We start from the raw sequence: 25563 nt of genomic DNA, 5'->3' as shown, positions 1-25563 counted from the left end.
CATTCAGCCTGTGCAAAGCCCGTGAGCGACGGGGGCAGGCCACGCTGTGACATAATGAGAGCGGTGCTGATCCGACCACACCCGGATCGTTCGTCCGCTTCCACCGAGCTGAGCAGCACGCCGCACCGGCGCGCATCATTCCCAGCCGGTAGCCAGAGCAGAAGCGGTACGCCGCCGGCCGCCGCGCGAACACTGCGCGAGCCGGGCGGCGTGAGCGCACCGAAGGTTTCAGGAGCCCGCCACGGTACGCCGGGCACAGCCGAAACACCGCAGGCGCGGCGCAGGTGTGGCGCAGCGTCTGCGGACAGGAGAACCACCGCATGTCCACGACTGACGAAGACCGTCCCGACCCGACGGCCGCCATCCTCGCCGATCTCGAATCGCTCCGCGCCTCCCGGCAGCCCGCCGATGAGCCGGAGGACGCCGAGGCCGATCCCCGCTCCGATGCCAGGGCGCTCCTCGACGACATCGCCGAGGTCGCCGGCCACCTCCGCGATCGCGAGCCTGAGCGCGGCGCGGCGTCTGCCCGGGACGCCCGAGACCATGACGAGGCCGAGGCGGAGGCCGCTGCGGATGCGCGGCCGGCCCGGAAGTCCGCCCGCGCCTCGGTGGCGAACAGGGGGCTCGTGTTCGAGTCCTACATCGCCGACACCCATGAGGCCGATGACGATGCCGAGGTCGCGGAGGACGAGGACCGTGAGCCGGGCGCGGCTGCGTCGGCCTCGGGGAACCCGTTCTCGCCGTTCTCCCACTCCTCGGGCGCGCCGGCGGGGGAGTTCACCCCCTTCACCGCCCCGGCCGGCGGGGGCCTGCTGTTCCAGGCGCCCCAGGAGGAGCTCGCCCAGCCGGTCGAATCGGACTGGTTCGACGACGAGGACGACGAAGACGAGCAGGGCGGGTACTCCGGTGACGAGGAGCCGTCCGGGGACGACGTCGATTCCGAGGATCGTGCCGGAGACGACACCGACGACACGGACGACGATTCCGACGACGACGGCCGAGGCCGCTCGCGCCGGCGCCGCGGCGGTCGGGGCCGGCGTTCGCGCAGCCGCGGCCGCGACGGGGAGGGCTCCGGCGACGAGGGCGACGACCGCGACGGCTCGGCCGACAGCGCGCAGGCGGACGCAGACGAGGACTCGGACGACGATCGCCGGAACCGGCGCGGCCGCAGGCGCCGCGGCGGCGAGGCCCGGTCGGGCGAGTCGAAGAAGACCAGCGACTCGAAGTCCGGTGACGGTTCGGCCGAGGGCCGCTCCGGAGATTCCGCGGGCGACGCGGAGGGCTCCGGCGGAGCGGGCACGGATGCCGAGGGCTCGCAGGGTTCCGGCAAGGACCAGAGTGGCCGGCGCAAGGGGGAGGACTCCCCCCGGGGCGGCGCCTCCGGCCGCGAGGACGGTGCCGAGGACTCCGAGGACGAAGGCGAGGACGAGGGGTCGCGGCGGCGCCGTCGCCGGCGGGCGCGCGGCTCCCGGCGCGAGGGCCAGTCCTCCGACGACGAGGTGACCGGCGTCAAGGGCTCCACGAGGCTCGAGGCCAAGCGCCAGCGCCGCCGCGAGGGCCGCGAGGCCGGCCGCAGGCGTCCCCTCCTCACGGAGGCCGAGTTCCTCGCTCGCCGCGAGTCCGTCACCCGCACCATGCTCGTCCGCGAGCAGTCCGGGCGCACGCAGCTCGCGGTGCTGGAGGACGGCATCGCGGTGGAGCACTACCTGAGCGAGCACAGGGCGCAGGCCTCCCTCATCGGCAACGTCTACCTGGGGAAGGTCCAGAACGTGCTGCCCTCGATGGAGGCGGCCTTCATCGACATCGGCAAGGGCCGGAACGCCGTGCTCTACGCCGGCGAGGTGAACTGGGACGCGCTCGGCATGAACGGCAAGCCCCACCGGATCGAACAGGCGCTGAGCTCCGGCGACCATGTCCTCGTGCAGGTGACGAAGGACCCCGTGGGTCACAAGGGCGCGCGCCTGACCAGCCAGATCTCGCTGCCCGGCCGGTTCCTCGTCTACATCCCGGGGAACTCCATGACCGGCATCAGCCGCAAGCTGCCGGACAACGAGCGCGCGCGCCTCAAGAAGCTCCTCAAGGAGATCCTGCCGGCGGATGCGGGCGTCATCGTCCGCACGGCCTCGGAGGGCGCCTCGGACGAGGAGCTGCGCCGCGATGTCGAGCGCCTGTCCCGGCGCTGGGAGACGATCACCAAGAAGTCGCAGGCGCCGAAGACGTCTGCGCCCAAGCTCCTCTACAGCGAGCCGGACATGATCGTCCGCATCATCCGCGATGTCTTCAACGAGGACTTCGACTCGCTCGTCATCGACGGGGACTCCGCGTGGGACACCATCCACGAGTACGTCGAGGCCGTGGCGCCGGACCTGCTCGAGCGCGTGAGCCGCTACGGGGCCAAGGGGACGGCGACGGCTCAGGCCGCCTCCGAGGGCACCGACATCTTCGACCACTTCCGCGTGAGCGAGCAGATCGAGAAGGCGCTCAGCCGCAAGGTGAATCTCCCCTCGGGCGGCTCGCTCGTCATCGACCGCACCGAGGCGATGACGGTGATCGACGTCAACACGGGCAAGTTCACCGGCTCCGGCGGCAACCTCGAGGAGACCGTCACCAAGAACAACCTCGAGGCGGCCGAGGAGGTCATCCGGCAGCTGCGCCTGCGCGACATCGGCGGCATCATCGTCGTGGACTTCATCGACATGGTGCTGGAGGCCAATCGGGACCTCGTCACGCGCCGGCTGGTCGAGTGCCTCGCCCGCGATCGCACGCGCCACCAGGTCGCTGAGGTGACCTCGCTCGGACTCGTCCAGATGACCCGCAAGCGGATCGGCACCGGTCTCGCCGAGTCCTTCACCGCAGCGGGCGAGGACCTCTCCGGCCGCGGTCTCCTCCTGCCGGGCACCGAACCGGGGGAGCAGAGCGGGGGATCCTCCAAGAGCGAGAAGGGCGATCGCCGCAGCGGCCGCCGGAAGGGCCGGGGTCAGGACTCCGAATCGCAGGCTTCGGATCAGCACGAGGCAGATGAGAAGACCGAGCAGTCGCGCAGCGCCGTCGCCGCGATCGCGAAGGCGACGCTCAAGCACGACTCCGAGTCGGCGGGCTCGGACGACAAGGGCTCGGACGGCAGCGGCTCCAAGCGCAGGGGGGCGGGTGCGAAGGACTCCTCCGCCAGGGGCTCTGCGGAGAAGGACGCCGGTGCGCAGGACGGTTCCGGCGACGCGGGCTCGCAGCAGCGCTCCGAGGGCGGCGCCGAGGAGTCCGAGGCGCCCCGCAAGCGCTCGCGCAGCCGGCGTTCGCGCAGCCGCGGCGGTTCCGGCGAGGCGAGGACGGAGAGCTCCTCTGCGGGTGACTCCCGCGAGGAGGCGGCCTCGGCGCAGGAAGGCGCGGCCTCCGCATCGGTTCCCGCCGCGACTCAGGCACCGGCCGAGATCCGGACGCCGGAGCCGGCCCCGGAGCCGAGCGGACCTGCACCGCTCATGATCGGCGCCGACACGGTGACGAGCATTCAGCGCAAGGCACCGGTCAAGGCAGCTCCTGCCGAGCGCGCGGCGGCGGCCGAGGCGCCGAACGCAGCAGGGGAGGGGGCTCCTGCGAAGCAGGCCGCTTCCGCGAAGGAGGAGGCCCCCAAGGCGGCGGCTCCCATCCTCCTCATCGGCATGGACGACTGATACGCACAGGAGCATCCGCAGGCACCCGGTGCAGGAGTGATCTCCTCGCACCGGGTGCCGGTCTGTGTGCCTCGCGCCGAGGGCGGATCCCCCAGCAGATGCCCTGCAGCGTGCGGAGCGCACAAGGAGCCGGGGATCAGGCGGCGTCGTTCGGCACAGCAACCCGCCTGTTCGTTCTGGGGGACCCCGGGGGCGGCCGCGGTTACGATAACGTAACGAGCGTCACGGAGGGGGTGCAGGGACTCCCGGGTGACGTGAATCACAGGTACGGTCTGGCTCCATGAGCACACAACTGAGCGCATACACCCTTGCGCAACCCGCGGGACAGGAACAGGTCCGCCGGATCGAGGATGCAGTCAACGGCGCCCTTGACCCTGTGGTCGCATGGTTCTCCGGAATCGTCTTCTACTCGGTCGGCCCCCTGCCGATCGTCGTCTTCTGGCTCATCGTCGCCGCGGCCATCTTCACGGTCTACTTCGGCTTCATCCAGTTCCGCGGCTTCAAGGTCGCTCTCGAAGTCGTGCGGGGCAAATTCTCGCGCTCCGACGACCCGGGCGAGATCACTCACTTCCAGGCGCTCACCTCGGCGGTCTCGGGCACCGTGGGCCTCGGCAACATCGCCGGCGTCGGCGCGGCGCTGGCCCTCGGCGGGCCCGGTGCCGCCTTCTGGATGGTCATTGCCGGTCTGCTCGGCATGTGCACCAAATTCGTCGAATGCACGCTCGGTGTGAAGTACCGGGAGATCAGGGAGGACGGGACCGTCGACGGCGGCCCCTTCAAGTATCTCCCGGTCGCATTCAAGCGCTTCCCCGGACCCGTCTCGAATGCGCTCACCGGCTTCTTCGCCATCGCGATCCTGCTGTTCGGCGTTGCCGGTGCGGGCATGTTCCAGTCCAACCAGACAGCGGTTCAGATCCGTGAGGTGACCGGCGGGCAGGAGGGCTTCTTCGCGGCGCCCATCGGCGGGCTCATCATGGGCTTCCTCATCGCGGGGCTCGTGGGTGCCGTGATCATCGGCGGGATCAAGTCGATCGGCCGGGTGACCAGCAAGCTGGTGCCGGCGATGGGCATCTTCTACATCCTCTCCTGCCTCATCGTCATCCTCGGCAACGCCGGCCAGATCCTGCCCGCGCTCGGCGAGATCGTGGCCGGGGCATTCACGCCGGAGGCAGGATTCGGCGGGCTGATCGGCACCATGATCGTCGGCTTCCAGCGCTCGGCGTTCTCGAACGAGGCCGGAATCGGCTCTGCTCCCATCGCGCACTCGGCCGTGAAGACCCGCAGGCCGGTGTCCGAGGGCTTCGTCGCCCTTCTCGAGCCCTTCCTCGACACTGTCGTCGTCTGCCTCATGACGGCCCTCACCGTCGTGATCGGCGGCGGGATCGTCTACGAGCAGGCCATGCAGCAGGTGATCGACGGCGGTGAGACCCCGGACGGTGTCTCCCTCGTCTCCGCGGCCTTCGCCACCATCACCCCCTGGTGGCCGATTCTGCTCGCGATCGCGGTCATGCTCTTCGCCCTCTCCACGCTCATCACCTGGGCGTACTACGGGGAGAAGGCCTGGCACTACCTGTTCGGCAAGCGCTCCTCCACTGATCTTGTCTTCAAGCTCATTCTCATGACCTTCATCGTCATCGGCTGCCTCGCCTCCTTCGGCACGGTCGTCGACTTCTCGGATGCCGCGCTGTTCTGCTGCGCCTTCGTCAACATCCTCGGTCTGTACTTCCTCATGCCGGTGGTGAAGAAGGAGATGAAGCAGTACCTGGCCGACCGGAAGTCCGGCCGGCTCCATGAGCTGGGCGCGGAGGATGAGGAGCACCTCGCTCAGATCCGGGAGCAGCAGGGCAATGCCTGAGAGCTGAGCTCGGCTCCATCGGGGCTCAAACATCTGAGTGAGCGGCGCTCACCTGCATCGGCAGGTGAGCGCCGCGCGCTGTGCGTCCGGGGCCTGTGTATCCTTGTGCCCGCAATCACGATCCGGCCCAGGAGGATGCGGTATGACAGGGAACAGCTCTGACGCGGGTGTTCCGGAGGAGCTCGCGAGCCTGCGGTCGAGCATCGACAACCTGGACGCGGTGCTGGTCCACGTGCTGGCCGAGCGGTTCAAGCTCACGGAGCGGGTGGGCAGGCTCAAGGCGGAGCACTCCCTGCCGCCGGCGGATCCGGAGCGCGAAGCGCGGCAGGTGGAGCGCCTGCGGGGGCTCGCAGAGGAATCGCATCTCGATCCCGAGTTCGCCGAGACCTTCCTCGCATTCATCGTGGCGGAGGTCATCCGGCACCACGAGCGGATCGCGGGGGAGGCGGGAACGAAGCCCGGCGCGGTGCGACCGCAGCTTTGACCGGCCTCCCGGGTTCGGGTAGAGTTACGCGTCGGTGCTCTGAGGGCACCCGGGCAGATTCCCCCTCGTAATGGGTGCCGCCGCGCAGCCATGTGCGATCCGCAGCAGTGCGGATGCCGCCGGTCGTGCGAGGCGGAGCCAAGGTGGGAATCGCCCACTCGTGAATGTACAAGACGCGCGGCGCAGTGCTGTGCGCAGGAGCAGAAGGGGACGCATATGGTCTATGCCATCGTTCGCGCCGGCGGCCACCAGGAGAAGGTCAGCGTCGGCGACGTCATCACCGTCAACCGCATCAAGGCTGAGGCCGGCGAGTCCGTCGAGCTCCCCGCAGTCCTGCACGTGGACGGCGACTCCGTCACCACGGACACCGAGGCGCTTGCGAAGGTCAAGGTCTCCGCTGAGGTGCTCAACGAGCTCCGCGGGCCCAAGATCGTCATCCAGAAGTATAAGAACAAGACGGGCTACAAGAAGCGCCAGGGCCACCGCCAGGAGCTCACCCGCCTGAAGATCACCGGCATCGCCTGAGCGACCAGAGTTAAGGAGACAAGCGTATGGCAAGCAAGAAGGGCGTCAGCTCCAGCAAGAACGGCCGCGACTCCAATGCTCAGCGCCTGGGCGTGAAGCGCTTCGGCGGTCAGCTCGTGAATGCGGGTGAGATCCTCGTGCGTCAGCGCGGCACCCGCTTCCACCCCGGCTCCAACGTGGGCCGCGGGGGCGACGACACGCTGTTCGCACTGTCCGCGGGCACCGTCGAGTTCGGCGCCAAGGGCGGTCGCAAGGTCGTCAACATCGTCGCAGGCTGACACCGGCCGGCATCACGATGCTCTCGAGCGGGGCGAGTCGATTCCGACTCGCCCCGTTCGCGTATCCTGCACACATCACCACCACCGTCCTCGCCGCGTGCGGGGCCACCCGCCTCGGCCACGACTGTGCCGGGGGCCCGTGAGGAGATCATGGCCACTGAGTTCATCGACCGCGTCACGCTGCACGTGGCAGCAGGCGACGGCGGAGACGGCTGCGTGTCCGTCCGCCGTGAGAAGTTCAAGCCCCTGGGCGGTCCTGACGGTGCCAACGGCGGCAACGGCGGCAATGTGGTGCTCGTCGTCGACGATCAGACCACGACGCTGCTGCCCTATCACCGCAGCCCCCACCGCAGGGCTGACAGCGGCGGGATCGGGCGGGGCGATCTGCGCCACGGCTCCGACGGGGGCGATCTCGTGCTGCCCGTGCCGGAGGGCACCGTCGTCAAGACCCCCGAGGGAGAGGTGCTCGCGGACCTCGTGGGAGCGGGCACGCGGTTCATCGCCGCGGAGGGCGGGCGCGGAGGCCTCGGCAATGCCGCGCTGGCCTCGACCAAGCGCAAGGCCCCCGGCTTCGCGCTGCTCGGTCTGCCCGGTGAGCGCCGCGACATCGTCCTCGAGGTCAAGACGGTCGCCGACATCGCCCTCGTGGGCTTCCCCTCGGCGGGCAAGTCGAGTCTCATCGCCGCGCTCTCGGCCGCACGCCCCAAGATCGCCGAGTACCCCTTCACCACCCTCGTGCCCAATCTGGGCGTCGTCGAGGCCGGCGGCACCCGCTACACCGTGGCGGACGTGCCCGGGCTCATCCCCGGGGCCGCACATGGGAAGGGGCTGGGGCTCGAGTTCCTGCGCCACGTCGAGCGGTGCGCGGCCCTCGTCCACGTCGTCGACCTCTCGACCTGGGACACCTCGCGGGATCCGGTGGGAGACCTCCGCGCGATCGAAGCCGAGCTGTCCCAGTACGCCGTGGACATCGCCCACGGCGGCGATCTGCTGCCGCTCGACGAGCGGCCGGCCCTCGTCGCGCTCAACAAGGTCGACGATCCCGATGGGCGCGCGCTCGCGGAGATCGTGCGCCCCGAACTCGAGGAGGCGGGGTATCGGGTCTTCGAGGTCTCGGCCGTCGCGCACACCGGTCTGCGCGAGCTGTCGTTCGCGATGGCCGAGCTGGTGGAGGCCGAACGGGCGCGGCACGAGGCCGAGCCCGCCGACCGCGAGCGGATCGTGCTGCGGCCGGCCGCCGTCGACGACAAGGGCTTCTCCGTCGTCGCGGAGGCCGCCGGCGAGGACGTGCTCTACCGGATCCTCGGCTCCAAGCCCGAGCGCTGGGTCATGCAGACGGACTTCGCCAACGACGAGGCGGTGGGCTATCTGGGTGACCGCCTCGAGCGGCTCGGCGTCGAGGAGGAGCTGTTCCGGGCCGGTGCGAGGCCCGGGGACACCGTGGTGATCGGCCCCGATGACGGAGTCGTCTTCGACTGGGACCCCACGATGGTCGGCGGTGCGGAGCTGCTGGGCTCGCGCGGGACGGACCTGCGGCTCGAGGAGAGCGGCCGGGCCACGCGCAAGGAGCGCAAGGCGGCGTTCCACGAGCGGATGGACGCGAAGGCGGCCACCCGTGCCGAGTTCGAGGCGGAGCGTCTGGCGGAGAGGCGGAACGGCGGCGCGGAGGACGACAGGTGAGCGCTGAGGCCCAGGCCAGGGCGCTCGTCCGCGATGCCCGCCGTGTCGTGGTCAAGGTCGGCTCATCGTCCCTCACCACGCTCGAGGGCGGGCTCGACCACAATCGGCTGCGGAGGATCGCGGATGCGCTCGGGGCGCATCGCCGGGGCGGCCGCGAGGTGATCCTGGTGTCCTCCGGCGCGATCGCCGCGGGACTCGAGCCGATGGGCCTTGCGCGGCGCCCCCGCGATCTCGCGACTCAGCAGGCGGCTGCGGGGGTGGGGCAGAGCCTGCTCATGGCCGCCTACAACGCGGGCCTGCGCGACTACGGCCTCGTTCCGGCGCAGGTGCTGCTCACCGCCGAGGACCTCATCCGCAGGACGCAGTACCGGAACGCGCAGCGGGCGCTGAACCGGATGATCTCGCTCGGCATGCTCCCGGTCGTGAACGAGAACGACGCGGTCGCCACGCAGGAGATCCGGTTCGGGGACAACGATCGCCTCGCCGCCCTCGTGGCGCACCTCGCCCATGCGGATGCGCTCGTGCTCCTGTCCGACGTCGAGGCCCTGCTCACCGCCCCGCCGGACCATCCCGGCAGCCAGCGGGTCAGCTATGTGGGCGGGCCGAGCGAGCTCGCGGAGATGAGCATCGGCGGGATCGGCGCGGCGGGGATCGGCTCCGGCGGCATGGTCACGAAGGTCCAGGCCGCGACGATGGCCGCCGACTCCGGCATCCCGACCATCCTCACCTCCGCCGATCACATCGGGGAAGCGCTGGCGGGGCACACGAGCGGCACGGCGTTCGGCATCACGCACAGGAGGCGCGCGACCCGGCTGCTGTGGCTCGCGCACCTCGCGCGGACGATGGGCGCCGTCACGATCGACGCGGGAGCCGAGCGCGCCGTGCGGCGGCAGGGCACCTCGCTGCTCGCGGTAGGCGTGACCGGCGTCAGCGGGGAGTTCGAGGCGGGTGACCCGGTGGACGTGAGAGCGCCGGACGGGTCTCTCGTGGCCCGGGGGATCGTGAACTTCTCCGCCGCGGAGCTGCCCGCGATGTTCGGGCTGAGCTCCGAGGAGTTGGGCGAGCGGCACGGGGCGGACTACCGTAGAGAGGTCATCCACCGGAACGACCTGGTCCTCACGGAGGCGGTCTTCGAGAAAGCGGAGATATGACGACGACTGATCCCAGCCCCCGCACCGTGCGCGGGGTCACCCGCATCGTCGCGGCGGCCAAGGCGGCCTCGGGCGCACTCGCGCAGGCCTCGGCAGCGCAGAAGGACGCGGCGCTCGAGGCGATCGCCCGCGCCCTCGAGGCGAATGCGGCGGACATCCTCGCGGCCAACGCCGAGGACATCGAGACCGCCCACAAGAAGGGCATGGAGGAGCCCCTCGTCGACCGGCTGACGCTCACCGAGGCGCGCGTGCTCGACATCGCGGAGGCCGTCCGCGAGGTGATCGGTCTCCCGGATCCCGTGGGGACCGTGATCTCCGGCCGCACGATGCCCAATGCCATGAGCGTGACCCAGGAGCGGGTGCCGATGGGCGTGGTGGGCGCGATCTACGAGGCCCGCCCGAACGTCACGGTGGACATCGCCGCGCTCGCGCTCAAGGCCGGCAACGCGGTGGTGCTGCGCGGCGGATCCGCCGCGCGCTCCTCGAACACCCTGCTGGTGGACCTGCTGCGGGGGGCGGTGGCCTCCGCGGGGCTGCCGGAGGACTCTGTCGCCGGCATCGACGAGTTCGGCCGGGAGGGCGCGACCGTCCTCATGCAGGCCCGCGACTACGTGGACCTCCTCGTCCCGCGCGGCGGGGCGGAGCTCATCTCCGCAGTCGTGCACGAGTCGATCGTGCCGGTCATCGAGACCGGAGTGGGCAATGTGCACATGTTCCTCGACTCCACCGCCCCGGTGCGGATGGCGGTCGACCTCGTGCTCAACTCGAAGACGCACCGGCCCAGCGTCTGCAATGCGCTGGAGAACCTGCTCGTGCACGAGAAGGCCGCGAAGCGCGTGCTGCCCAAGGTGCTCGGGAAGCTCGCCGAGGCGGGCGTGACGATCCGCGCGGACCGGGCGGTGGAGGAGTTCGCCCCGGAGGGCGTGCGGATCCGCCGGGTGACGCGCCGGGACTGGGCGAAGGAGTACCTGGGCCTCGAGATCGCGGTGAAGCTCGTGTCGAGCATCGACGAGGCCATCGAGCACATCCACGCGTACAGCTCCGGCCACACGGAGGTCATCGTCACCAACGACCTCGCGAACGCGGAGACGTTCGTGCAGGCCATCGACGCGGCTGCTGTGGGAGTGAACGTCTCGACGCGGTTCACCGACGGCGGCCAGCTGGGGCTGGGCGCAGAGGTGGGCATCTCCACCCAGAAGCTGCACGCGCGGGGCCCCATGGGCCTCGAAGCGCTCACCACCACGAAGTGGATCATGCGCGGTTCCGGCCAGATCCGCTCCTGAGAGCCGCTGGGCTCCGGAGCGCGCAGCGCGCACGCTCGCCAGGAGCGCGGCGGAGGACGCCGGGACGGCCGACAGTCCCGGCTCATGAGAGAATGGTGGCGGTTCAACGCCGTCACCCCGACACAGAAGGATGGACACAATGCAGACCGAGGTCCTCGCAGCCGTCGAAGAGGCGACCCATGTCGTCTATGAACTCCCGATCCCGCCGCTGGCCTACGGCCTCATCACCATCGCCATCCTCATGACGCTGGGCGTCATCACGCTGTCCTGGAAGGGCGTCGCGCACCGTCACTGACGGACGCCGCCGCGGCGGGCTCAGCGCAGTCCGCCGCGGCGACACGGAACTCGCAGAGCAGTGAAAGCAGAGCAGAGAGCGCCCCGCCCCCGCCGAGTGGGCGTCATGGGCGGCACCTTCGACCCCGTCCACCACGGCCACCTCGTCGCCGCGAGCGAGGCCGCCGCGACATTCGACCTCGACGAGGTGGTGTTCGTCCCTACCGGCCGCCCCTGGCAGAAGTCGGACAGGCAGGTGACCGCTCCGGAGCACCGCTACCTCATGACGGTGATCGCGACGGCATCCAATCCGCGCTTCACGGTCTCGCGCGTGGACATCGACCGGCCGGGGCAGACATACACCATCGACACCCTCATGGACCTGCGCGGGGTGTACGGTGAGGACACGGACCTGTACTTCATCACGGGAGCGGACGCGCTCGAGCAGATCCTGTCCTGGAAGGACGCGGATGTGCTCTTCTCGCTCGCGCACTTCGTGGGCGTCTCGCGGCCGGGCCACGACCTCTCCGGGGACGGCCTGCCGGAGGGGAACCTGAGCCTGCTTCAGATCCCCGCGCTCGCGATCTCGTCGACGGACTGCCGGCGTCGGGCACATTCGGGCCTGCCCGTCTGGTACCTGGTCCCGGACGGAGTCGTGCAGTACATCGCGAAGCACAACTTGTACAGGAGTGACATTGGCTGAGAAGTTCATGACGCGGCGCGAGCGTCGCGAAGCGGAGAAGCTCGCCAAGGAGGCAGCCGACGCTCCACAGGATGCGAACGGCGCGGGGGAGGCCGAGTCGCTGCCCGCGGCACAGGAGCAGGAGACCCAGGCAGCGCCCGCCGAGCCGCAGGCTCCCGCCTGGGCGCCGCCGCAGCCCGTCCAGCCGCCGGTCGCCCCTCGTCAGGCTCCCGTCGCTCCCCAGCAGGTCCTCCCGCCTCCGCCGGCGCATCCGCCGCAGGCGGAACCCGCCTCGGCGGCAGAGCACTCCGCGCCGCCCGCAGCAGCGCCCGACGAGGAGGCTTCGACAGCAGAGTCCTCGGCAGAGGCCGTGGACCCAGCGGACTTCGAGGTTCCGAGCTTCGCGACCAGGGGTGAGCGCAAGCGCTTCCTGCGGGAGCACGATCTGCCCTCCGACATTCCCACCGCCTCGATCCCCCTGGTGCTGGCAGAGCGCGCCGGGCAGAAGGACTCCGCCGGGGCAGCTGCCGATGCGGCTGAGCCGGCCTCCGGCCATGACACGGCCGGGCAGGACTCGGCCGGGCAGGACTCGGCAGGTCCGGACACGGCTGGTCCGGACACGGGCGCCAGCCTGCCGGAGGTCGCTGCACCCGAGGCGCCGATCACCGTCCCGGACGGCGGGCCTTCGGCATCCGGGGAAGCTCCCGCTCAGTCGTCTGCGACCGGTGAGGACGCTGTCGACACCGCCCAGGCGGAGCCCGCCGAGGACACGACCGAACCCGCTGAGGCAGCGACGGCGTGGGGCCCCGGACCGGCAGCGCCGGCCGACGGCGGCAACGCGGACGGTCCGGCGGGTGACGCCTCTGTGAATGCAGAGACCGAGCGCGTCTCCGCCCAGCCGGAGGCGGACGGGCGCATGGAGGCGGAGCAGCCCGCGCAGGCAGAGCCCGGCGCTGGGGCCGCCTCCGGACGTTCCTCCCTCTTCGGCGTCCAGAGCGCCTTCTCCCAGCACGAGCGGCCCCTGGCCGATCTCGCGCAGCGCCGCATCGACTCCTCGCAGTCCGGACCGGACTTCGCGACGAGCTCGACCGCGGTGATCTCACCGGCCGATATGCAGGACTCGGAGCTGCCGATGCGGCGGCGCTCGCCCGTCGTGCAGCCGCCCACCGGCGGGAACATCCGCGTGGTGACGGGTGCCCTGCCCATCACGCCTGATCCCGCGGACGGGCTCGCGGATCCGCCCACCACGCCCATCGACGCGATCGAGATCGCGGACGAGCCGACCGGCTCCGGGACGGTGCAGCAGGGCCCGGCGCGGGCCGAGGGACGGCAGCGCCTCTCCGCCGGTGCCGAGCAGTGGCGCGGGATGGGCATCGACGGACTGCCCGACGACGCGGACGATGCCGAGGATGCGGAGCTCTCGTCACCGCCCGTGGGCCCCATGAGCGCGCGCTCCGTCACGCACGAGGACGGTGAGATCCTCGTGGGCGAACGCGGCTCGATGGTGCCCTACATCGCCCTGGGCGCAGCGGGAGTGCTCGCACTCGCCCTCGTCGTCATCGCTCTGTTCCTGCTCCTCTGACCTCCGCATCCCGCACCCACCCCATTCGGAAGGACCCCGTGGCCGCCACACCTGAATCGATCGAGCTCGCCCGCACCGCCGCATTCGCCGCGGCTGAGAGGCTGGGCACCGACATCGTCGCCCTCGACGTCAGCGATCAACTCGTCATCACCGACGCCTTCGTCATCGCCTCGGCGCCGTCCGAAAGGCAGGTCCGTGCGATCGTCGACCGGGTGGAGGAAGAGCTCTTCAAGAGGCACGGAGTCAAGCGCCAGCGCCGCGAGGGGCAGGAGAGCGGCCGCTGGGTGCTCCTCGACTACGCGGACATCATCGTCCACGTGTTCGCCGCCGAGGACCGGGAGTTCTACGCGCTCGAGCGCCTGTGGAAGGACTGCCCGACCATCGACGTCGCCGATGCGCTCGCCGAGGCGGAGGCGCGCTCCGACGACGGCGGGACTGCTGCGCAGGTTCCCTCCGAGGAGGGCTGAGCCGTGGTCCGTTCGCTCATCCTGCTGCGGCACGGCCGGACCGCCTACAACGCGTCCGGGAGGTTCCAGGGACAGATCGACGTGCCGCTGGATTCCCTGGGGCTCGCACAGGCTAAGGCGGCCGGTGCTCACCTCGCGCAGACGCAGGAGATCACGCGCATCGTCTCATCCGACCTCACGCGGGCCCGGCAGACCGCCGAGGCGCTGGGTGGGGCCACCGGCCTCGGCGTGGAGCTCGATCCTCAGCTGCGTGAGATCACGGTGGGGGAGTGGGAGGGGCTGACCCGTGAGGAGGTCGGGCGGACCTGGCCCACGGAGCTGCAGGACTGGTTCGACGGTGTGGACATGCGACCTCCCGGCGGCGAGAGCCGCATCGAGTCCGCGCAGCGTGTGCATCGGGCGGTGGAGCGCCTCGTGGAGGAGACCCCGGAGGAGGCGACGCTCGCACTCGTCGCACACGGCGCTGTGATCCGCGGGGCGACGGAGCTGCTGCTGGGCTTCGATCCGCGGGCGACGGGTGCGCTCGGCGTGCTCACGAATGCCACCTATGCGCTGCTCACCCCGGGCCGGCACGGCTGGGTGCTCCGCCAGTGGGGCGGCGGCACTGAGGCCGTGGCCGCCGCGGTGCCCCTCGAACAGGAGAGCGCGCCAGTCGCCTGACCTCTTCTCAACCCGCCGAGTGAGCGGTTTCTGTCGGATTGCGATGCTGAAAGCGACAGGAACCGCTCACTCGGCGGATCAGCGCTGGTGTCCGTGGAGCTCCTCGGCGAGGGCGAGGAGGCGGGCGGCGGAATCGTCCCAGGAATAGGCGGCGGCGCGGCCGGGTGCGGCGGCAGAGGCGGCCGCCCATGTCTCGGGGTCCTCGAGTTCGCGGATCCGTGCGGCGATGTCGGCCGGATCGAGCGGGTCGAAGAAGCGCGCGGGTGCTCTCCCTCCGGCCTCCGTGCCCGCGATCTCGCGGAAGATGGGCATGTCCGTGAGCGCGACGGGCAGGCCGCGGGCCATCGCCTCGACGACGGGCAGGCCGAAGCCTTCGGCGAGGGAGGCACTCACGAGCGCGGTGGAGGAATCGAGCAGCCGAGCGTAGTCCTCGTCGCCGATCCCGCGGTGGAAGACGACTCGCGCCCGGTCCGGGACGAGCGCGCGGAGGCGGGCCTCGACCGCGGGCGCGATGCCGGAGGCGAGATGCAGGGTGTAGCCCGGCAGGTGCCGGAGCGCGCGGATGAGGGACTCGACGTTCTTGTACGGCAGGAACGAGCCCATGTAGACGAGGCTCTTCGCGTTGTGCCCGCTGCTCCGGACGGGCAGGGGCCGCACGGGATCTGCGGCATTGGGGATGACGGCGACGGGTCGGCCAGTGAGCCGGTGCTCGGCGATGAGGGCGGCCGTGGTCTCGGAGACGGTTGCGACGGCGTCGGCGCGGTTGAGCAGCAGCCGCTGCGGCCAGTACGCGAGGTGATAGAGGCGCCAGAGACCGCGGACGGGCAGCGGCATGTCGCGCGGGGGAGTCGGGTGGGAATAGTAGATGAGGTCGTGGAGCGTGAGGATGAGGCGGTAGTCGCGGCCTCCTGTGCCCATCGTCTGCATGGGCGAGAAGACCACGTCCGGGCGGAGCGCGTTGAGCCGGCGTGCGAGCAGGGGCTCGGCGGCGGAGGTGGGGGCGTTCACGCGGTGCCAGGCGACCGGGGGGAACATGTGCAGCTGGGCCTCGTCGCTGATGAGCGCTTCGACCTCGATGTCCGGACGGTGTTCCGTGAGCCGCAGGAGTGCGGCGAGGATGCCTGCCCCGTAGCGGGAGATGCCGTCGTGTCGGGGGACACGGGTGTAGCGCGCGTCGAAGAGGAGCCTCATGGCAGACCAGCGTAGCGGCGGGGACTGGGCCGGTGATGGGCCGGTCGTCAGGGTGTGCTCGGAACTGGGTGTGCTCGGAGCAGAGTGTGCTCAGATGCGGAGGCGGGCGGCGAAGGAGGCGAGGGCGGCAGCGGTCTCGGCGGGACGCTCGTAGTGGATGAGGTGGCCTGCGCCCGGAAGCTCCGTGAGCGAGACGTCGAGACCGGAGTCGGACAGCTCTGTGCGGAGATCCCGCGCCGCGGTGACGGGGGCGATGAGGTCGGCGTCCCCGGCGACGAGCAGCACGGGCCGGTGCGCCTGTGCGAGACCGGGGGCGGCCTCGGCGACGGTGTGCCGGATGGAGACCTCGTAGGCCTGTGCCAGTGCGGCGCGATCGGCGTAGTCGGAGAAGTGGAGGGCGTGCTGGTGGTGGATGTAGGCGCGCAGGCGGCGGTCGCGGGTGGTGGCCATGACCTCGCTCATGGCGCGGACGATGAGCGGGTGCGCGAGGAGGGCGCTGCCCGCGCGCTCCGGAAGCGCGCGGCCGACGGCGTAGTAGAGCCGGGTGAGCTGGGTGAGGAAGCCCGCGGAGCCCTGCAGTGCGGGGACGACGATGGGGCTGAGGAGGCCGAGGCCGGGGGAGATGTCCGGCTGCCGGGCGAGGGCGTGTGCGGCGAGGATCGAGCCGAAGCTGTGGCCGACGAGGAGGGGCGCGCTGCCGGTCGTCTCCGTGAGCGAGCGGGCGAGCGCGGCGATGTGGGCGGCGTAGAAGTCGAGGCTCAGGCCCTCGGGCGGGGGCGGGGTGCGCCCGAAGCCGGGCAGGTCCGGGACGAAGGCGTCGTGCCCGCGCAGCTCATGGGCGATGAGCGAGAGTCCGTGGTGGTCGCCGCGGAATCCGTGGATGAGGAGGACCGGCCGGGCGGCGCCCGAGGCGGGCTCACGGCCGGGCGCCGAGGTGCGGGCCGGGTACGCGAACACGGCCGGGGCGGGGCCGGGGCTGTGCCAGGGCAGATCGGTGCCGGCGGTCAGGGCGCGGGCGGCGGGGAAGTGCATGGGGCAAGTCTAGGGACCGGCGGTGCGGGGCGGCTGGAGGTCGGTGTGATGGACCACACCCGCATCGGAATTGTCTGTCCGCGCGATGATGGTCTAATCTGGTTCTCGTTGCCGGGACATCCTGAGCAGCGCGGGGGTATGGCGCAGTTGGTAGCGCGTCTCCATGGCATGGAGAAGGTCAGGGGTTCGAATCCCCTTACCTCCACAGAGAGTGAAGAGCAGGAACCCTGTCCCACGTGTTCGTGGGACAGGGTTCCTTCGTTGTGCGATGGGAAAGGCCGCCCCGGAGACCGGGGTGTCAGCGCAGACTTCGAATTGCCGTCACCGCCGCTCCCCGCGGACTACAGTGGGAGACATGGGGAGAGCGCAGGCCCGGCTGACCGAAGACGGTCGGTACATCGTGGTCGAGGGGCGGAGGTGGAGAGCCGCCGATCCGGCCATCCCCGCACCGCTGAAGCAGGAGCTCGTCGGTGAGCTGATGCGGGCACGGCGGCTCATCGGGAGCGGCGAGACCTCAGCGCGGACCCGTGTGCACGATGCGAAGATCGCCCTGGGGGAGCGCGGCCGGGCCTGGTGGAAGGCGGACGAGGAGAGCAGGGGCATCCGCGCCGCCGCCGCACTCAATGCACTGCTCCGCGCCCGTCGGGGAGGACCCGTGGGGCTGAGCGAGGTTGCGCAGATCGTCGCCGGTGCCTCCTGGCGGGAACATCTGCGAGGATTGGCCGAACTGATCGAGACTGGTGTTCGCGCAGGCCGCTGGACGCTCTCCCGCGAAGGGCCGATGTCGGCCGATCCGGAGGAGATGCAGATCGCCGCCGGTCCGGAGTTCGGGGCGGAGGCCCCGAACGTCGCCGGGTCGGCGCACGAGGCCTGACTCCCCGGCGCACGAGGCCGACCGTGGGAGGGCTCCTCTGCACCTCCTCCCGGTATGGAGCAGATGTGCGCGCATCGCGCGCGGCCAGTGGGCCGTTCGCCCTCAGCCCGGTTCCGATACCCCCAGCAGGCCGCGCAGATGAGCCCGCAGGATCGTCCGGAGCTGCTCGACGCTCAGAGCCCCGTGCGGGGTGAGCGCATCGAAGGTGAGTCCGCCGACCACGGCCGAGACCTGCGCTGCGGCGAGCTCCGCCTCGGGCACTTCCAGCGCGGTGAGCGCCTCGCGCAGCACCGCGGTGAGATCGGCGCCCATGCGCGCTGCGATCGGGCGGAACACGGGCATCGTGCGGGAGGCCGCGATGAGCTCGACCACGACGGCTGCCTCCTCCCGCCGTGCCTCGTCGAGGGGCAGGACCGTCTCGACAAGCGCCTGCAGGGCATCGAGTGCGACCTCGCCCCGGAGCCCGCGCAACCGCTCGACGGGGTGCCCGGCGAGGCGTCGGCCCATGCGGTTCCCGGCCTCCTCCGCCGCGGCGGTGAGGAGCGCGTGGTGGCTGTCGAAGCAGTGCCGCACCGAGCCGATGTTCAGCCCCGATTCCTCCGCCACCTTCCGCAGCGACATGCCGGTGATCCCCTCGGCGATGACGAGCCGGAACGCGGCCTCGACGATCTGGCCACGGCGCTGAGCGGGGTCGATGCGCGCAGGCACGGCCTCAGCCCCGCTTCCTGTCGGCGCCGGACTCGTCCCATACCGGCTCACCGCTCTCGCGCACGCGGCCGTCTGCGCCGAACACGAGGAAGCGGTCGAAATCGCGGGCGAACCAGCGGTCGTGCGTGACGGAGAGGACCGTGCCCGCGAAGCCGCGCAGCGCCTGCTGGAGGGCCTCCGCGGAGACAAGGTCGAGATTGTCGGTCGGTTCGTCCAGCAGCAGCATCGTCGCGCCGCCGAGTTCGAGCAGGAGCACCTGGAAGCGCGCCTGCTGACCGCCGGAGAGCTCTTCGAGCCGCCGTTCGGCGGCCTGCGCCAGCTCGTACCGTGCCAGCGCGCGGGACGCCTCCTCGCGCGGGAGCCCCGAGCGGTGCTCGTCGCCCCGGTGCAGGATCTCCAGCAGGGTCCGGCTCAGCAGCTCGGGGCGCTCCCGGTTCTGCGCGAACCAGCCCGGCCTCGCCCGCGCCCCCAGCCGGGCTGTGCCGGTGTGCGGCACGGGCTCGATCGCGGCATCGGCCACGGGCCGATGGTCAGGTGCGGGATCGGTGCCCCCGGCGGCGAGCAGGCGCAGGAAATGCGATTTCCCCGATCCGTTCGCTCCGAGCACGGCGATCCGATCGTCGTACCAGGCCTCGGCGTCGAACGGGGCGGTCAGGCCTGTAAGCGCGAGGCCCCGGCACTCGAGCACCCGCTTGCCCGTACGTCCCCCGCCCAGGCGCATGTCGAGACGCTGCTCGCGCGGCTGCTCCTCGGGAGGTCCGGCCTCCTGGAACCGGGTGAGCCGGGTCTGTGCGGCCCGGTAACGCGAGGCCATGTCAGAGTTGTACGCGGCCTTCTGCTTGTACGTGAGCATGAGGGAGCGCAGCTTGGCGTGCTCCTCGTCCCAGCGGCGGCGCAGCTCGTCCAGCCGCTCGAAGCGCCGCTCCCGCGCCCGGTGGTAGTCCGCGAAGCCGCCCGCATGCGTCCAGGCGGTGCTGCCCGCGGCCCCGAGCTCGAGGGTCACAAGCGAGGTCGCGGCGCGTGCGAGGAGCTCGCGGTCGTGGCTGACCAGGAGCATGCCCTTCCCGGTCGTGCGCAGCTGCTCCTCCAGCCAGCGCTTGCCGGGGACGTCGAGGGAGTTGTCCGGTTCGTCGAGCAGGAGGAGGTCATCGGGGCCGCGGAGCAGCGCTTCGAGTGCGAGGCGCTTCCGCTCGCCGCCCGACAGCGTCGTCAGTGCGCGGTCGCGGCAGCGCTCGAACGGGATTCCGAGGGCCGCGACGGTGCACGCGTCCCACAGCACCTCGGCCTCGTATCCGCCGGAGTCGCCCCATGCCGCCACGGCGGAGGCGAACGCCATCTGGGATTCGGTGGTGCCGGACTCCTCCATCGCGGCCTCCGCCCGGGAGAGCTTCGCCGAGGCCGTGCGGAGCGCAGGGGGTGCGAGCGAGAGCAGCAGCTCCTGCACGGTGCCGCCAGCGAGGAACTGCCGCATGACGCCGAGGCTGCCGTCGCAGGTGACGGCGCCCGACTCCGGTGCGAGGTCGCCCGTGACGATCCGCAGCAGTGTGCTCTTGCCCGCACCGTTCGCGCCGATGAGCGCAACGCGCTCGCCCGCGCCCACGCGCAGGGAGACCTCGCGCAGCAGGGGGGCGGCCGTCCGCGAGGGAATAGGACACGGAGGACACGTCCAGATGAGTCATGGACTCAAATTATCACAGGTGTGATAAACGGGATGGAGGGGTGCCTGGGTGCGCGTGGGCCCGGGGCGATTTGTGCCTCGGTGTGCGGTCGTCTATGATTGTGCGAGTCGCCGGGCGGGCCCGGTAGGCACCTTCGGGGGTATGGCGCAGTTGGTAGCGCGTCTCCATGGCATGGAGAAGGTCAGGGGTTCGAATCCCCTTACCTCCACATAATTCGAGAATGATGAGATCTGCCCCGCCGTCAGGTGGGGCAGATCTGTTTCCGCTGCCTCACGCGAAAGCCTTCTCCGCGTCGATGGCCCAGCCCCCATCACCTCGTCGGCTGCGGCCGGCCTGCCCGCTCCCATGAGCGTCGCGTGAACGCGACCGCGACCCCTCCTTCCTCGGTCGGCGTCACCTCTGCATCGACTTCGTACACGTCGCGGATCAGCTCGCGGGTGAGCACCTCCCGCGGCGTCCCTGCGGCCACCGCGCGCCCCTGCCTGAGCACGACGATGCTGTCGCAGAACATTCCGGCCAGGTTCAGGTCGTGGAGCGCGATGATGCTCGTCGTGTCGAGCATCGAGACCAGGTGCAGCAGGTCGAGCTGGTGGCGGATGTCCAGGTGGTTGGTGGGCTCGTCGAGGAGCAGCTCGCGGGGCTCCTGCGCGAGCGCGCGAGCGATGTGTGCGCGCTGGCGCTCGCCGCCGGAGAGGGAGCGCCAGGTCCGCTCGGCCGCATCGGCGAGCCCCACGCGCTCGAGCGCATCGCGAACGGCAGCCTCGTCATGCGCCGTTGCCGAGCCCCAGAGGCTGCGGTGCGGCGTGCGCCCGAGGCGGACGACATCGTGGACGGTGATATCGGTGTCCGTGTCGGCGTGCTGTGTGACCGCGGCGATCCTGCGCGCCACGGCACGGCGGGGGAGCGCGCCGATCGGCTGCCCGTCGAGGGTCACTGTCCCGGCATCGGGACGCGACGCCGCCTGGAGCAGCCGCAGCAGCGACGACTTCCCCGAGCCGTTGGGCCCGAGCAGCCCGATCGTCTCGCCCGGGCGGGGGTGCAGCGTGACGTCATCGACGACGAGGGCCCCACCCCGCCGCCATGACACTCCGTCCACGCTCAGCGTCATGATCGGGCCTTCTTCCGGATGAGGAGGAGGACGAACACGGGCACGCCGACCAGCGCCGTCCCCACGCCGACGGGCAGCGGCGAGGGGGAGAAGGCGACGCGCGAGAACGCATCGACCCAGACCATGAAGATCGCCCCCAGGACCGCCGTCGCCGGTATGACCCGGCCGTGGCGGTGGCCGACGACGAGGCGCGCGGCGTGCGGCAGCACGAGGCCCACGAATCCGATCGCCCCGGCCACGCTCACCAGCGTCGCGGTGACGAGCGCGGTGAGCACGAGCAGCGTGATCCGGGTGCGGGTGACGTGAATGCCGAGGGAGGAGGCGACCTCGTCGCCGAAGGCGAAGGCGTCCAGCGGCAGCACGTGCGCGAGTGCGACCAGGACGCCGACGGCGGCGACGGCGCCGGTGAGCGCGGCATCGTCCCAGCGCACCCCCTCCAGTGAGCCCAGCAGCCAGAACATCACCCCGCGCGCCTCATCGGAATCCGCGAACCCGAAGGTGATCAGCGACGTCAGGGCGCTGAACAGCTGAGTGCAGGCGACGCCTGCCAGCACGATGCTCCCGGTGCCCGCGCCGGCATGGCGGGCCAGCAGGAGCACGAGTGCGAACGAGAGCAGGGCTCCGAGGAACGCGCCTCCGGACAGGCCGATGACGGTGCCGCCGAGGCCGAGGACGCCGATGAGGACCGCTCCGGTCGACGCTCCCGATGAGATGCCGAGCACGAAGGGATCGGCCAGCGGATTGCGCAGCAGGGACTGCAGGATCGCCCCGCTGACCCCCAGTCCCGTTCCGCACGCGGCGGCCACGAGGGCCCGCGGCAGGCGCTCCTGCCATACGATCGCGTCCTCGGAGACCCGCACCGGGATGTCGGTGAGGCCGAGGTGGTTCGTGATGACATCGCGCACATTCACCAGTGACACATCGGCCGGTCCCAATGTGACGGCGACGCCGACGGAGAGCAGGAGCCCGGCGGCACCGGCGGCGAGGAGGAGGGCGGCCGCGAGCGCTCGCGGCAGCGTACGGGTCCTGGGGGTCGCCGCCGGCTGTGCCGGTGCGGGGAGGGGCGGGGCGGCCGTGTCAGTGGCCACTCGCGGCGCACCTCTCGGCATCGGGGCCCGAGGCCCAGGCCTGGATCTTCTCGAGTCCGTCCACATAGCGGATGGAGGGGTTCATCTCCGCGCCGTGCAGAGCGATATAGCACTCATCGCGCACCGCGGGCAGCGTGCGGGTGAGCGGATCGGATTCGAGGAAGTCGATCTTGTCCTGGAGCCGATCACCGGGGAACCGGTCCCGGTGAAGGTCGCCGAGCACGATGATCTGCGGCTCCCTCTCCACGAATGCCTCCCAGCCGGACGCCGGCCAGTCGTCGGGCGTGTCGGCATAGGCATTGCCCATGCCGCTCAGCGTCGCCAGCAGCGAGGCGGAGCCGAGACCGCCGGCGACATAGGGGGTGCGGGTGTCGGCGAACCAGAACGCCGCCGAGGCCCCCTCGAGGTCCAGTCCCTCCTGTGCGGCCTCGGTGCGGTCCTCCAGTTCGGCGATGAGCTGCTCGCCGCGCTCGGGGACGTCGAAGATCGCCGCGAGATCGCGGATCTCCTGGTGCAGTGCATCGAGGGCCAGCTGACGGGTGCGCGTGCCCCCGCCGTTGATGCTCGTGCCGTCCTCGCAGTCCGTCGGCGACAGATAGGACTCGATGCCGGTCTCGGCCAGCCTGTCGCGCGGGGCGACGCCGCCCTCCGCGTTGAAGTGCCGTCCGAACGATGCGGTGACGAAATCGGGATCGCTGTCCAGCAGCACCTCGTACGTCGGTGCGTCGTCCGCGAGTCTCGGCACCTCGTCATTGGCGGCGGCGAGGGGCTCGAGCACCGGATCGGTCCACGACGCCGTGCCGGCCATGCGGTCCTCGAGCCCCAGCGAGAGCAGGATCTCCGTCGAGTTCTGGTCCAGGGAGACCGCCCGCTGCGGGGCCTCCTCGATCGTGATCTCCCGTCCGCAGTTCTCCAGCGTCAGCGGGTACTCCGTGGAGCCCTCGCCCTGAGCGGCGGCGCTCTCGACGGGCATCGGCTCCGAGGCCCCGCATCCCGAAGCGGCCACAGACAGGACCGCGGCGGCCATGAGCCCCGCCCAGCGTTTGTTCGACATCCACCCTCGTTTCGCGACCGAGCTATGAGCAAGGGAAGCCTAAGCTAAATGAGTGGTGATGTCATCCCGGCCGCGGGTCGAGATGAGCGGCACGTGAGAGGAATGCGGTTGCTGCGGAATGCGCCGAGTCCTCGCCTGTCCTGCTCAGTGTCTTCTCCTGCATCGGTGTGATGCGTGTTCTGAACTGCTTGCAGGCTTCTCCTTCACGGTCTACGCTGTAGAAGCATGTGGGTGAATCCGAAATCCGCTCGGATGGGCGCAATGGTGCTCCCGGCCGTCGTGATCCTGGGGTTGATGGGGTGCGCGGGTGCCGAACCGACGAACGATGAGGCGTCTCCAGCCATGACGCGCGATCCCGAGCGGAGCGCCCCGTCCACTTCGCCGCCGGGGGCTTCGGCCAGCGCGGTCGAAGGCGAGCCGCAGGAGGTGGCGTGGGGCAACGTGCGCTACGAGGTGCCTGCTGCGTGGGAGATCACTCACGACCCGAACGATGACGATCCCGAGCCGAAGCCGTTTCCGGTGTACCGGCAGGGCTATTGCGAGGCCGACCCCGACCGTGCGCTCGCCCTGGCGGTCCTCACTCTCGACGAGAGCACGAACGACCCCGCGCAGGCCGTCGCCGATGAGCTGAGGCGCTCGGTCGAAGGGCTGTTCGAGGGGCGCGATCCGGAGCTCGCGACGGGAGAGCTGAAGGCCTCCGGCGAGTGGGCCTCCATCACCGGAACGGCTGCGCTCGCGCCCTCGGACGACCCCTGCGACAATTCCAGCGCCATGCTCGCTGTCAAGGGAGGCGCTGCGAACGGCGGCACAGCGGTCAGCATGCTGGTGGTCGTCGCCGAGCTCGGCCACCCGGACTCGCCTGCGATCGAAGACCTCGTATCGATCGCCAACAGCATCGACACTGCCGATCGGTGAATCATGGCACGCGTATCCGCACATGGGACTTTGCTCGGAGGGTTCCGCCGCCATCCGCGAGAGGGGCGGGCGATGCTGCTCCGTGCTGCTCCCTTCGTCGTCGCGGCTCTGCTCGCCGCATGCGCTGCGGCACCTCCCGCGGAGGAGTCACTGGGCGCCGCCTCGACCGAGACGGCGCCCAGTGACAGTTCCTCGGACCGCTTTCGGATCGATCCCGAGCCCGTCTGGCGGTGGATCGACGACGGCAGTCAATTGCCCGTGCGGCTTGACGAGCAGAGTGTGGCTGGGCGATTGGTGATGGCGACCGGCAGATCCAGCAGTGACAGGGGCCCAGGCGTCGCGGTGGCCGATGCGGAGTCCGGTGCGTTCCTGTGGGAGCTGGAGTCGCTCGGCCCCGTCAAAGGCTTCGACATCGAGGTCGAGTTCGAAGGCTACCTCGGTGCTGCGCTGGCAGGTTCTGATGACGCACCCGTTGTGGTGATCCCGTACTACGCCCGGGGTTGTCTCAACGATGCGTGTGCGCCGGGTTCCGACCAGGAAGGGGTGCTCGGCCTCGAAGCGCGCACCGGCGAAGTGCGGTGGGTCTCGCCGATCGACGAGTCGAACCGGCAGGTCGCAGGCGGGCGCACCAGTGTTCCGGTCGTGGCGACCGGCCCGGACGCGGCGATGTACGGTGACCCGATCCCGGTTCTCGACGAGACCCGCATCACCGTGCTCGACACCGCCGACGGAGCAGAGCGATGGGCGTTCGAAGGCGCCTGGCCCGAACATGTCGCCGATGAACTGGTCGCGGCCTGGACCGGCTCTGACGAGCTGACCCTGTTGGACCTCGACACGGGGAAGGAGATCATGACGACGTCGGCACCTTTCGGAGACACGGTCGTGCACTCCTCAAAGGATCTGCTGGCACTCGAGACCAGGAGGTCTCTGCGGCTCATCGATCCTGCCGGGGGCTCCGAACTGACTGAGATCGAGGGAGTCCGCGGCGTGCTCGTCGATGCTGAGACCGGCCTGGTGGTGTTCCGCGAGCCCGAGGAGCCGACGCTGTTCACCAGCCTCGCGCCCGGCGAAGCGGAGCCGACCGCCTCCGGCGAACCCCTCCCGGCGGACTTCCGTCCCCGGCTGGCGGCCGGCGGCCACATCTTCGCCCATCACTCCGACGATGATGTGACCATCGTCGTCGACCGCACGGGTGCCGCGCTCAGCGATCGGCTGCCGGGTCACCCGGTCGCACTCATCGGCGACCTGCTCATCCTGCGCGAAGGCAGGGTCGTGACCGCCTATCAGCGTACTGAGGCGCAGTGAGGCGCGCGAGCTCGGCACTCGCAA

Annotated in this window: 22 protein-coding genes, 2 tRNA genes and 1 pseudogene; 18 read left to right on the top strand and 7 right to left on the bottom strand. The window is 70.7% G+C overall.

Going from position 1 to position 25563, the window contains the following annotated elements; all coding sequences use genetic code 11:
• Positions 1–320 precede the first annotated feature (320 nt).
• The 13 genes from K318_RS25490 (at position 321) to K318_RS0105825 (ending at position 14585) form a co-directional block, all read left to right on the top strand.
• Positions 321–3665, top strand: coding sequence for an Rne/Rng family ribonuclease (locus K318_RS25490; RefSeq protein ID WP_051297605.1), 3345 nt, complete (start codon positions 321–323; stop codon positions 3663–3665).
• A 280-nt stretch (positions 3666–3945) separates the two neighbouring features.
• The gene (locus tag K318_RS0105880; protein WP_084499761.1) at positions 3946–5520 is read left to right on the top strand and encodes an alanine/glycine:cation symporter family protein; all 1575 of its coding nucleotides are present in this window, start codon (positions 3946–3948) and stop codon (positions 5518–5520) included.
• A gap of 142 nt (positions 5521–5662) precedes the next feature.
• Positions 5663–6004, top strand: coding sequence for a chorismate mutase (locus K318_RS0105875; RefSeq protein WP_029088799.1), 342 nt, complete (start codon positions 5663–5665; stop codon positions 6002–6004).
• A 216-nt stretch (positions 6005–6220) separates the two neighbouring features.
• Complete coding sequence (gene rplU / locus K318_RS0105870) at positions 6221–6529, top strand: 50S ribosomal protein L21 (RefSeq protein WP_029088798.1); 309 nt, start codon at positions 6221–6223, stop codon at positions 6527–6529.
• Between the two features lie 26 nt (positions 6530–6555).
• On the top strand, positions 6556–6807 hold the full coding sequence (gene rpmA, locus K318_RS0105865) for a 50S ribosomal protein L27 (protein WP_029088797.1): 252 nt from the start codon (positions 6556–6558) through the stop codon (positions 6805–6807).
• A 150-nt stretch (positions 6808–6957) separates the two neighbouring features.
• Entirely contained in the window at positions 6958–8487 is a 1530-nt protein-coding gene (obgE, locus tag K318_RS0105860) for a GTPase ObgE (protein WP_029088796.1), read from the top strand.
• Positions 8484–9638 (top strand): glutamate 5-kinase, encoded by a 1155-nt coding sequence (gene proB / locus K318_RS0105855; protein ID WP_029088795.1) that lies wholly within the window; start codon positions 8484–8486, stop codon positions 9636–9638. Before obgE ends, proB begins: the two co-directional genes overlap by 4 nt.
• Positions 9635–10921: a glutamate-5-semialdehyde dehydrogenase gene (locus K318_RS0105850; RefSeq protein ID WP_029088794.1), complete on the top strand. Its 1287-nt coding sequence runs from the start codon at positions 9635–9637 to the stop codon at positions 10919–10921. Before proB ends, K318_RS0105850 begins: the two co-directional genes overlap by 4 nt.
• Before the next feature lie 139 nt (positions 10922–11060).
• A complete protein-coding gene (locus K318_RS24955; RefSeq protein ID WP_169721449.1) occupies positions 11061–11216 on the top strand; it encodes a hypothetical protein in 156 nt (51 codons plus the stop codon).
• Between the two features lie 60 nt (positions 11217–11276).
• Entirely contained in the window at positions 11277–11897 is a 621-nt protein-coding gene (gene nadD, locus K318_RS0105840) for a nicotinate-nucleotide adenylyltransferase (protein WP_029088793.1), read from the top strand.
• Positions 11890–13458, top strand: a complete 1569-nt coding sequence (locus K318_RS0105835) for a hypothetical protein (protein ID WP_029088792.1) — start codon at positions 11890–11892, stop codon at positions 13456–13458. The genes nadD and K318_RS0105835 overlap by 8 nt, the downstream gene beginning before the upstream one ends.
• Before the next feature lie 38 nt (positions 13459–13496).
• A complete protein-coding gene (gene rsfS, locus K318_RS0105830) occupies positions 13497–13925 on the top strand; it encodes a ribosome silencing factor (RefSeq protein ID WP_029088791.1) in 429 nt (142 codons plus the stop codon).
• A gap of 3 nt (positions 13926–13928) precedes the next feature.
• On the top strand, positions 13929–14585 hold the full coding sequence (locus tag K318_RS0105825; protein ID WP_029088790.1) for a histidine phosphatase family protein: 657 nt from the start codon (positions 13929–13931) through the stop codon (positions 14583–14585).
• Between the two features lie 78 nt (positions 14586–14663).
• Here the strand turns inward: K318_RS0105825 and K318_RS0105820 are convergent, their stop codons facing one another.
• Positions 14664–15776, bottom strand: coding sequence for a glycosyltransferase family 4 protein (locus tag K318_RS0105820; protein ID WP_029088789.1), 1113 nt, complete (start codon positions 15774–15776; stop codon positions 14664–14666).
• Between the two features lie 90 nt (positions 15777–15866).
• Entirely contained in the window at positions 15867–16808 is a 942-nt protein-coding gene (locus K318_RS19740; protein ID WP_051297604.1) for an alpha/beta fold hydrolase, read from the bottom strand.
• Positions 16809–16940: 132 nt separating this feature from the next.
• Between K318_RS19740 and K318_RS0105810 the strand changes: the two genes are divergently transcribed.
• Positions 16941–17013 (top strand) — tRNA-Ala (locus K318_RS0105810).
• A 150-nt stretch (positions 17014–17163) separates the two neighbouring features.
• Positions 17164–17682 carry a hypothetical protein gene (locus K318_RS0105805; protein ID WP_029088788.1) on the top strand — a complete coding sequence of 173 codons (519 nt, stop codon included), beginning with the start codon at positions 17164–17166 and terminating at the stop codon, positions 17680–17682.
• A gap of 102 nt (positions 17683–17784) precedes the next feature.
• Here the strand turns inward: K318_RS0105805 and K318_RS0105800 are convergent, their stop codons facing one another.
• Positions 17785–18390, bottom strand: coding sequence for a TetR/AcrR family transcriptional regulator (locus tag K318_RS0105800; protein ID WP_029088787.1), 606 nt, complete (start codon positions 18388–18390; stop codon positions 17785–17787).
• Between the two features lie 4 nt (positions 18391–18394).
• Positions 18395–20069 (bottom strand): annotated as a pseudogene (locus K318_RS19735) (ATP-binding cassette domain-containing protein).
• Positions 20070–20204: 135 nt separating this feature from the next.
• Between K318_RS19735 and K318_RS0105790 the strand changes: the two are divergent.
• A tRNA-Ala gene (locus K318_RS0105790) sits at positions 20205–20277 on the top strand.
• A gap of 102 nt (positions 20278–20379) precedes the next feature.
• Here the strand turns inward: K318_RS0105790 and K318_RS0105785 are convergent.
• Genes K318_RS0105785 through K318_RS19730 form a run of 3 tightly spaced genes read right to left on the bottom strand, consistent with a single transcriptional unit; the run spans position 20380 to position 23319 of the window.
• Complete coding sequence (locus K318_RS0105785; protein WP_029088786.1) at positions 20380–21177, bottom strand: ABC transporter ATP-binding protein; 798 nt, start codon at positions 21175–21177, stop codon at positions 20380–20382.
• Positions 21174–22265: a FecCD family ABC transporter permease gene (locus tag K318_RS0105780; protein WP_245579777.1), complete on the bottom strand. Its 1092-nt coding sequence runs from the start codon at positions 22263–22265 to the stop codon at positions 21174–21176. Before K318_RS0105780 ends, K318_RS0105785 begins: the two co-directional genes overlap by 4 nt.
• Positions 22255–23319 (bottom strand): ABC transporter substrate-binding protein, encoded by a 1065-nt coding sequence (locus K318_RS19730; protein WP_035280737.1) that lies wholly within the window; start codon positions 23317–23319, stop codon positions 22255–22257. Before K318_RS19730 ends, K318_RS0105780 begins: the two co-directional genes overlap by 11 nt.
• Positions 23320–23550: 231 nt before the next feature.
• Here K318_RS19730 and K318_RS0105770 point away from each other — a divergent pair, with 231 nt between their 5' ends.
• Both K318_RS0105770 and K318_RS0105765 read left to right on the top strand, forming a co-directional pair.
• On the top strand, positions 23551–24234 hold the full coding sequence (locus K318_RS0105770; RefSeq protein ID WP_156913819.1) for a DUF8017 domain-containing protein: 684 nt from the start codon (positions 23551–23553) through the stop codon (positions 24232–24234).
• A 72-nt stretch (positions 24235–24306) separates the two neighbouring features.
• The gene (locus K318_RS0105765; RefSeq protein ID WP_169721448.1) at positions 24307–25539 is read left to right on the top strand and encodes an outer membrane protein assembly factor BamB family protein; all 1233 of its coding nucleotides are present in this window, start codon (positions 24307–24309) and stop codon (positions 25537–25539) included.
• Positions 25540–25563 lie beyond the last annotated feature (24 nt).

The organism is Brevibacterium album DSM 18261, assembly GCF_000426445.1.
GTDB lineage: Bacteria > Actinomycetota > Actinomycetes > Actinomycetales > Brevibacteriaceae > Brevibacterium > Brevibacterium album.
This window is presented reverse-complemented; position numbering and strand designations above follow the sequence as displayed.

Excerpts from the sequence above, each read along its gene's own strand:
- K318_RS25490 (WP_051297605.1), top strand. The coding sequence starts at position 321 with ATGTCCACGACTGACGAAGACCGTCCCGACCCGACGGCCGCCATCCTC.
- K318_RS0105880 (WP_084499761.1), top strand. The coding sequence starts at position 3,946 with ATGAGCACACAACTGAGCGCATACACCCTTGCGCAACCCGCGGGACAG.
- K318_RS0105875 (WP_029088799.1), top strand. The coding sequence starts at position 5,663 with ATGACAGGGAACAGCTCTGACGCGGGTGTTCCGGAGGAGCTCGCGAGC.
- rplU (WP_029088798.1), top strand. The coding sequence starts at position 6,221 with ATGGTCTATGCCATCGTTCGCGCCGGCGGCCACCAGGAGAAGGTCAGC.
- rpmA (WP_029088797.1), top strand. The coding sequence starts at position 6,556 with ATGGCAAGCAAGAAGGGCGTCAGCTCCAGCAAGAACGGCCGCGACTCC.
- obgE (WP_029088796.1), top strand. The coding sequence starts at position 6,958 with ATGGCCACTGAGTTCATCGACCGCGTCACGCTGCACGTGGCAGCAGGC.
- K318_RS0105850 (WP_029088794.1), top strand. The coding sequence starts at position 9,635 with ATGACGACGACTGATCCCAGCCCCCGCACCGTGCGCGGGGTCACCCGC.
- K318_RS24955 (WP_169721449.1), top strand. The coding sequence starts at position 11,061 with ATGCAGACCGAGGTCCTCGCAGCCGTCGAAGAGGCGACCCATGTCGTC.
- K318_RS0105820 (WP_029088789.1), bottom strand. The coding sequence starts at position 15,776 with ATGAGGCTCCTCTTCGACGCGCGCTACACCCGTGTCCCCCGACACGAC.
- K318_RS19740 (WP_051297604.1), bottom strand. The coding sequence starts at position 16,808 with ATGCACTTCCCCGCCGCCCGCGCCCTGACCGCCGGCACCGATCTGCCC.
- K318_RS0105805 (WP_029088788.1), top strand. The coding sequence starts at position 17,164 with ATGGGGAGAGCGCAGGCCCGGCTGACCGAAGACGGTCGGTACATCGTG.
- K318_RS0105785 (WP_029088786.1), bottom strand. The coding sequence starts at position 21,177 with ATGACGCTGAGCGTGGACGGAGTGTCATGGCGGCGGGGTGGGGCCCTC.
- K318_RS19730 (WP_035280737.1), bottom strand. The coding sequence starts at position 23,319 with ATGTCGAACAAACGCTGGGCGGGGCTCATGGCCGCCGCGGTCCTGTCT.
- K318_RS0105765 (WP_169721448.1), top strand. The coding sequence starts at position 24,307 with ATGCTGCTCCGTGCTGCTCCCTTCGTCGTCGCGGCTCTGCTCGCCGCA.